Origin of the sequence: uncultured Enorma sp., assembly GCA_905210055.1 — a bacterium.
Lineage (GTDB): Bacteria > Actinomycetota > Coriobacteriia > Coriobacteriales > Coriobacteriaceae > Enorma.
Window position 1 is genome coordinate 1 of the sequence record CAJLVH010000102.1, and the last position, 7,278, is coordinate 7,278.

Annotated in this window: 6 protein-coding genes; all 6 read right to left on the minus strand. The window is 62.2% G+C overall.

What is annotated here, in order from left to right; all coding sequences use genetic code 11:
• Window positions 1-94: 94 nt before the first annotated feature.
• The 6 genes from tsaD to acpS all read right to left on the minus strand — a co-directional run bounded on the left by tsaD (window position 95) and on the right by acpS (window position 7,119).
• Window positions 95-2,509 (minus strand): tRNA (adenosine(37)-N6)-threonylcarbamoyltransferase complex transferase subunit TsaD, encoded by a 2,415-nt coding sequence (gene tsaD / locus QZ079_RS06930; RefSeq protein WP_297036874.1) that lies wholly within the window; start codon window positions 2,507-2,509, stop codon window positions 95-97.
• Between the two features lies 1 nt (window position 2,510).
• Window positions 2,511-3,017 (minus strand): tRNA (adenosine(37)-N6)-threonylcarbamoyltransferase complex ATPase subunit type 1 TsaE, encoded by a 507-nt coding sequence (gene tsaE / locus QZ079_RS06935; RefSeq protein ID WP_297036877.1) that lies wholly within the window; start codon window positions 3,015-3,017, stop codon window positions 2,511-2,513.
• A 2-nt stretch (window positions 3,018-3,019) separates the two neighbouring features.
• Complete coding sequence (locus QZ079_RS06940) at window positions 3,020-3,685, minus strand: uracil-DNA glycosylase (protein WP_291290660.1); 666 nt, start codon at window positions 3,683-3,685, stop codon at window positions 3,020-3,022.
• A 111-nt stretch (window positions 3,686-3,796) separates the two neighbouring features.
• Entirely contained in the window at window positions 3,797-4,948 is a 1,152-nt protein-coding gene (alr, locus tag QZ079_RS06945; protein WP_297036882.1) for an alanine racemase, read from the minus strand.
• Between the two features lie 7 nt (window positions 4,949-4,955).
• Window positions 4,956-6,581 carry an NAD(P)H-hydrate dehydratase gene (locus tag QZ079_RS06950; RefSeq protein ID WP_297036884.1) on the minus strand — a complete coding sequence of 542 codons (1,626 nt, stop codon included), beginning with the start codon at window positions 6,579-6,581 and terminating at the stop codon, window positions 4,956-4,958.
• Complete coding sequence (gene acpS, locus QZ079_RS06955; protein WP_297036889.1) at window positions 6,559-7,119, minus strand: holo-ACP synthase; 561 nt, start codon at window positions 7,117-7,119, stop codon at window positions 6,559-6,561. The genes QZ079_RS06950 and acpS overlap by 23 nt, the downstream gene beginning before the upstream one ends.
• Window positions 7,120-7,278 lie beyond the last annotated feature (159 nt).

Consider the following 7,278-nt stretch of genomic DNA (forward strand, 5'->3'; position numbering starts at 1 on the left):
GCAATGTAAAAAAGTCGCTGGGGTAATTTTACATGGCTGCCCGTCCCCAAAGTGTCCCAAAATGCACCTGTCCCCAATTGGGACATTCGAAGCGTTAGAGCGTCATGTTGGGATCGGCGTCGATGTTCAGCGACGCGAATTCGCCGCGTTCGAACTTGCGGCGGGCAACCTCGGCGATCATCGCGGCGTTATCCGTGCAGGCACCCTGGGGCGGAAGCGTTACGCGCACGCCCTGACGCCCGAGCTTCTTCATCATCATCTTGCGCAGGTGCGGATTCGCAGCAACGCCGCCACCGATACAGTACTCCCGTGCGCCGGTTTCGCGCAGTGCTGCCCACGCCTTCTTATACTGTACGTCGAACACGGCAGCCTCAAACGAGGCAGCGAGATCGGGTACGTGGATGGTTCTCCCGGCCGCCGTCTCTTGCTCGATGTAGTTCACCACCGCCGTCTTCAGCCCGGAAAGGGAGAACCGGTAGTCGCCCTTGCGGTTGAGCGCGCGCGGGAACTCAATCGCCTTCGGATCGCCCGTCTCGGCCAAGCGCGAGATGATAGGCCCACCCGGATATCCGAGGCCCAGCGCCTTCGCCACCTTATCGAACGCCTCTCCCACGGCGTCGTCGAGCGTCTCGCCGAGCACCTGGTAATCACCCCAGTCGCGTACATGCACGAGCATGGTGTGCCCGCCCGAGACCAGCGTGAAGATAAACGGCGGTTTAAGATCCGGCTGCGCGAGCAAGTTCGCGAACAGATGCCCCTCCAGATGGTTCACCGCGATGAGCGGCACGTTTGCAGCGTATGCCATGCCCTTTGCAAACGCCACGCCCACCACGAGCGCACCTACAAGTCCCGGCCCCTGCGTCACGCCGATAGCCGCAAGCTCCGCAGGGGCCACGGTGCCGCCTGAAAGGCCGAGCGCGTGCCCCGCTTCCTCGAGTGCAGCATCAATCACGCCCACGATAGCCTCAACATGCTTGCGCGAGGCGATCTCGGGCACGACGCCGCCGAACCGCGCGTGGAAGTCGATCTGCGTCGACACCTGGTTGGCAAGCATGTTCCCCTCGACGTCGATAATCGCCGCCGCGGTCTCATCGCACGAGCTCTCGATGGCAAGCACGAGCCTGCGGCGCGCAAGCTCTGCCGTCTCCTCGTCCGTCCGCTCCGGTTCCGCAAGCGGCCACGCGCGCACGACGGCAGCCGTGGGCTCAGGAGATGCCGCATCGACCGGCAACACGAGCGGCAGCTCCGCCTTCATGATCGCCGCATCTACACCGTGCCCGTAATATCCGGGCCGCACACCAACGCGAGTGAACCCGAGCGCCTCGTACAGCGCGATCGCGGGGCTGTTTCCCGCCTCGACCTCAAGCGATGCTGTCGTGCACCCGAGCATCTGCGCATCGTAGCTCACGTGGGCGAGCAGCTTGCGCGCGATCCCCTCCCGACGGCGCGCAGACACGACCGCCACGTCAAGGATCTCGACTTCATGCTCCACGACCATACCGCCCGCATAACCTACGAGCTCGCCATCGTCGTGCGCCACCCACCAGCTGCGCGGCACCGCCACCGAGGGGCTCAACTCCTCCAAAAACTGAGCCGCGCTCCACGGCGCATGTGCAGCGTCCGCAAAACACGATCGTTCCAAATCTGCCGCGGCTTCCGCATCGGCAGGGCCCATCGGCCTGAATTGCAGATGTCTCCCTGCGAGCTCATCTGCCACACCAGTCGTCTGGCCCTGCTCGCTCTTGGCAAGTCCCAGGCGCTTGCGCTCGTTCTCTTCGGCATCGGAAAGACGCGTGTAGATGGGAAGCACGAGCGCAGGATCACCATATCCGGCTACGTCGCCGGCGTTTGCCGCTCCAACACGCCACGCACGCAGGAGCCCCTCCCCGCTCGGCCACCACAAGCTGCGATCGATGCACGATGTCAAGCCCGCTTCCTCGAAACGGTCACCGTAGCGAACAAGACCATCACCTGTAAGCTGCAACTCTGCGGCATCGGCGCGCCCCGCCCATTCCTCTACGGCAACGGCGGCCTTCACCACGCGCTCGCGATCGAACAGGCGGCGCACGCCAGCATCATCCAGACGGTAAAGTGCGGGATACACCTCGCCACGCATGGCATCTGCTGCCACCCCTAACAATCCGCGCACGCCGGCAAGCCATGCCGTCCAAGCGCTCGCATCGAGCGTCGAGGTTCCATAGAGGTGAGCGTTCGCGCCGTATGCCAGACCTTTTGCCGTGGAGATGCCGATGCGCACGCCCGTGAACGAGCCCGGCCCGCGTCCGACCACGTACGCGTCAAGCTGCTCGCGCGCAATGCCCGCCCGCACCAGCATCGCATCGAGCGTGTCGATGAGCTCTACGTTCGCATGGCGCCGGCACAGATGGTCGCCCGACGCGAGCACATCGATCGCGCCATCCACGCCGTCAATACGCGCCACCGTGCACGCGAGCATGTCCGTCGATGTATCGATTGCTGCAACGAACTTGGTTTCGATTGCGTGTTTCATCTTACTTGTCCTCGATGTAATGGCTCACGGCATCGTCGATCGCCCGCGCGAGCGCCTCCGCCCGGCTCCCATGCGGCTCCAGCGTGATGCGGCGCGTCGTCTCGCCCATGCGCTCGATCACCACGCCCAGGAACTCGTCGGTCAGCTCATCCTGGAACTGCTCGCCCCATTCAAGCAGGCACGCGCCCTCGTAGCCCAGCACGTCGAAGATGCCGGTATCCTCGAGCTCATAGGCGTGCTCGAGCCGGTATAAGTCGAAGTGGAAGAGCGGGATACGTCCGCCGTCATGCACCGCCATGAGGGCGAAGGTGGGGCTCGTCACCGGGTGATCATCGCCCAGACCGCGCGCCACGCCCTTGGTGAAATGCGTCTTCCCCACGCCAAGACCGCCGGTAAGCACGAGCACGTCGCCGTCCGCGAGCGCAGGGGCAACGAACTCGCCCAAGCGCTCGGTATCTCCTTGCGACGCGCTCTCATACGCGAACGCAGCCTCTCGCTCCAGCGCCATGGCTACTCCCTGATCGCGGGCAGTGGCGAGGCGGCATCTTGAGCAACCGCCGCGCCCATGGATGCGCCCGCTGGGTGACGTTCGAGCCAGTCACCGAGCATGCGGAAGTCCTCCTCGAGTAGCTCCTGCCAAGCCGGATTGCGCAACGCCGCGGCAGGATGGAACGTCGGCATGACGGTGAAGTGCCCCGTCTGATGGAAACGCCCGCGCAAGCGCGTGATGCCCGTCTCGGTTTTAAGCACGAAATGCGTTGCGGGGTTGCCGAGCGTCACAATCACATCCGGCCAGATGCTGCGGATCTGCTCGCGCAGAAACGGCGAGCATGCAAGCACCTCGTCGGGCTTAGGATCGCGGTTTCCCGGCGGGCGGCATTTGAGCACGTTGGCAATATAGATCTCGTCTCGAGTGAGCCCGGCAAGCGAGAGAATCGCGTTGAGGTTCTCGCCAGCGCGGCCCACAAAGGGCTCTCCCTGCAGGTCTTCGTTGCGCCCCGGAGCCTCGCCCACAAACATGACACGCGCATGCGGGTTTCCCACCCCGAAGACGATGTTCGTGCGCGTCTGGCACAGCTCGCACAAGCGGCAGTCCCCCAAAACGGCGCGAATCTCCTCGAGCGAAACTTCACGCGGCTTTTGCTGTTCATGGCCGGGAATGTGCATGATGCCCATATGGACTCCTTGCTTGAACCGCACGCCTCTATGCGGCTCGGTCATCTCTTCTTTCGTCGTCAGCTACCTCGTGCCTGAACCCGGTCAAACGCCCGGCAGCGCACGGCGGCTTTACAAGTACACCTTCTCCAGCCGCATGCCGAAATCGCACGCGACCTCGTAGTTGATGGTACCGCGCAAACGCGCCATCTCGTCCATGGTGATTTCCGCATCGCCGTCGCGACCGATAATCGTCACGATATCACCGTGCTCCGCCTCGGGAATCTGGTGGATGGGCGTCTGCTGAATGGCGAACATGCACTGATCCATGCAGATGTTTCCCACCTGGCGCACTCGCTCGCCGCGATAGAGCACATCCATGCGATTGGAGAGCACGCGGGAAAGGCCATCGGCATATCCCAACGGAATCGTGCAAATCTGCACCGATGTGCGCGGAACGCGATAGGTGAATCCATAGCTCACGCCCTCGCCCATGGCAGGATGTGTCGTACGCGTGATGCGCGCCCGCACACTCATAACCGGCTCGAGCGGCATGCGTACAGCAGCCGCCTCGCACGGCTGCAAGCCATACAAGCCGATACCCACGCGCACCATGTCATAGCGCGTCGTGGTATCGAGCATCGTTGCGGGCGTGTTATCGCAATGCACCGTCCCGCAGTCGAAGCCGGCATCGCGCATGGCGGACACCGCCTCGTCAAAGCGCTTGCACTGCAGCTTGTAATCCCAACCGTCGACATCGTCTGCAGTTGCGAAGTGTGTGAACACGCCATCACACTCAAGTCCGCGATGAAAATCGATGCTGCGGCGGAACTCCACGACCTCGGTATAGTGGACACCGATGCGGTTCATACCTGTCTCGATAGCAAGATGGTACGCACCGACGGTACCTGCCTGCACTGCGCCCTCACCATATGCTAAGGCGAACTCGACCGTGTAGACCGTCGGCATGATGCGATGCTCAAGCAGAAGGGGAATCGCCTCTACCGGAGGTTCGCTCAGCAGCAAAATGGGCGCCGAGATGCCGCCTTCGCGAAGCCGCACACCCTCCATGACCGTTGCGACGGCGAACATGTCGGCGCCGACAGAGTGCATCACGCGCGCGCATTCGATAGCCCCGTGTCCATAGGCATCGGCTTTGACCACGCAGCACAGGCGCTGGCGCGGTCCGAGCAGATTCTTATAGGCGCGCACGTTCCGTCGAAGCGCACCGCGGTCGATCTCGACCCACGCCCAGCGCGTCTCGGGCATCTTCATCGTCGACATGGCAGTCTCAAGCCCCCTTTACCCCAGACGAGATATCGCCCTCGCTGAGCCCTTTAAGCGCCTCTTCTTCGGCAAGCGCCATGGCATCGCCTATCACGTCGATCAAATCCGTTGCGATGACGCTCTTCTCACCATAGCGCTCCGCCGCGATGAACCCCGTGAGGGAGTGAAGCGAAACCGCATAGGAACACAGCAGCTCCCAAGGGCCGTCGTAGCCATGATTAAGCGCAAGTGTGCCTGCCAGGATACCAGAGAGCACATCACCGGTTCCCGCGGTGGAAAGCGATGCCGGCCCGGAGAGCGGCAGCAAAACCTTCTCCACGCCTGCGACCGCCGTCACCGGCCCTTTCGCCACAACGATAAAATCGTCGGATCCCGCCGCCCAGAGCAAACGCTGGGCGGCCTCGATAGCGCTGCCAAGATCGACGACCCCATCGCTCGCTACCAAACGGGAAAGCTCGCGATAATGGGGTGTGAGGACAAGCGGGGCCTCGCGCCTATAAAGCTCAGGCGTCTTATCGAGCCCGCCGATCGAGAGCTTCGAGAGACAGTTGAGCGCGTCGGCGTCGAGCACGAGCGGCACATCGATTTCCAGCAAGCCGGAAACCACGTCGATGCAGCCGGCCGCCGTCGTGATACCCGGCCCGCACAGCACGCAGGAGAACTTCTTTGCAGTCTCGCACACAACACGACGAGCCGCGGCGCCGAATGCGCCACGGGAATCGGCAGGTATGTCGATAACGGGCACCGAAGGCAGCGCCATGCGAATGAGGTTCGCGCAGGTAGCAGGAGCGGCAACGGCCACATATCCAGCACCGGCGCGCGCAGCGGCCTTCGCCGCCATCATCGCGGCGCCAGGATATGTGCTAGAACCAGCTACAACAAGCACCGAACCGCGCGAGTACTTGTCGATATTGGATGGCAGAGGTGCCAGGAAATCAATGAGGTCGGCAGGCTCCACCATCTCGGCAGCATGGTCGACATCATCGATGACCTCATCAAGACGATCGTACAGCTTCCCGCAGATCACCTCGCCCGCGTAGTCCGGGCCATCGGCGCTATACAGCCCGATCTTGGGCGCGAGCATCGTCGCGGTGCGCGTGGCCCGAATGCAGTCTTGCTCGACGGCACCGCTTTGGGCATTAAGGCCAGAAGGCACATCGACGGAAACGACTTCAGGTGCAAGTTCATTGACCGTAGGAATCCAAATGGAAAACGGTGGCCGAAGCGACCCATGAAACCCAGTACCCAGAATGGCATCGACAACCACATCGGCTTGGGGGATGAGCTCGCTCAACTCGTCGCGCGAAGGCCCTACCACAACGTTCACGTCGCGTCCCGCGGTGCGGCGCGCAACATGGCGAGCAAGCGCAGCGGGAATCTCGTCGGGCTCAACCGGGCTCACCACATCAACAGCGATGCCGTTGTGCGCGAGCACATCTGCCGCGACCCAGCCGTCACCGCCATTATTGCCAAAACCCACAAGAACAAGGACGTGTTTTGGCTTGGTAGCGGAAACGACAGAAGCGGTGAACTCACCTGCAAGCTCCATGAGCGATGCTTTAGTCGTGCCTTCAGCCTCGATGCAATCTTCGAGACGCGCGACCTCCTCACAGCCCAGAATCGGTCTCATCTGAACCTCCATGGTCGATCAACGTTTCGCCAGATACCGATGTTAGCGCGTTGTCCTGAACACGCTCGAGCTCATCCAAGATAGAGCGCGCATCTCTAAACGAACGCGCCATCTGCACGCGCTCATCCTCGCGACGATCTTTTTGGTGGGGACGAGATCCTTCAGAAATCGCCATCGCATTCGCAACAGCAAGCTCGCTCGTGAGGGAGAGTGAGAGCGCAACCTCGACGATACCACGCTCGTGGGCAATCTCGAGCGCCTTACCCCTAAGCACAGCAATGGGTCGTCCGCGATCGTCGCGAGCGACCGAGACATCTTTCCGCCCGATCCCTTGGGAAAACCCTGTACCGAGCGCCTTTAAGACAGCTTCACGCGCTGCAAAACGAGCAGCGTAGTGAGCCGCTCGACGCGCCGAGCGGTCGCAATACCGACGCTCTTCCTCGGTAAACATCTTGACCGCGAATGAGGGCGTGCGCTCAAGGATGCACTCCATGCGAGCAATCTCAACGATATCGACACCGATGCCGGCCTCAGTCATGCATGCTCCTCTCAACACACGCTAACTCATAGATGTCTGCACGTTCTATTCTACCGATAGATACGAAAAAGGGCTTCCGGCATTAGCCAGAAGCCCTCATTCAGTTTCGTGCACGGCTCGGTGCCGTCCACCGGTCAGCGGCGCCCTGCCCTCCCACGG

Excerpts from the sequence above, each read along its gene's own strand:
- tsaD (WP_297036874.1), bottom strand. The coding sequence starts at position 2,509 with ATGAAACACGCAATCGAAACCAAGTTCGTTGCAGCAATCGATACATCG.
- tsaE (WP_297036877.1), bottom strand. The coding sequence starts at position 3,017 with ATGGCGCTGGAGCGAGAGGCTGCGTTCGCGTATGAGAGCGCGTCGCAA.
- QZ079_RS06940 (WP_291290660.1), bottom strand. The coding sequence starts at position 3,685 with ATGGGCATCATGCACATTCCCGGCCATGAACAGCAAAAGCCGCGTGAA.
- alr (WP_297036882.1), bottom strand. The coding sequence starts at position 4,948 with ATGTCGACGATGAAGATGCCCGAGACGCGCTGGGCGTGGGTCGAGATC.
- QZ079_RS06950 (WP_297036884.1), bottom strand. The coding sequence starts at position 6,581 with ATGAGACCGATTCTGGGCTGTGAGGAGGTCGCGCGTCTCGAAGATTGC.
- acpS (WP_297036889.1), bottom strand. The coding sequence starts at position 7,119 with ATGACTGAGGCCGGCATCGGTGTCGATATCGTTGAGATTGCTCGCATG.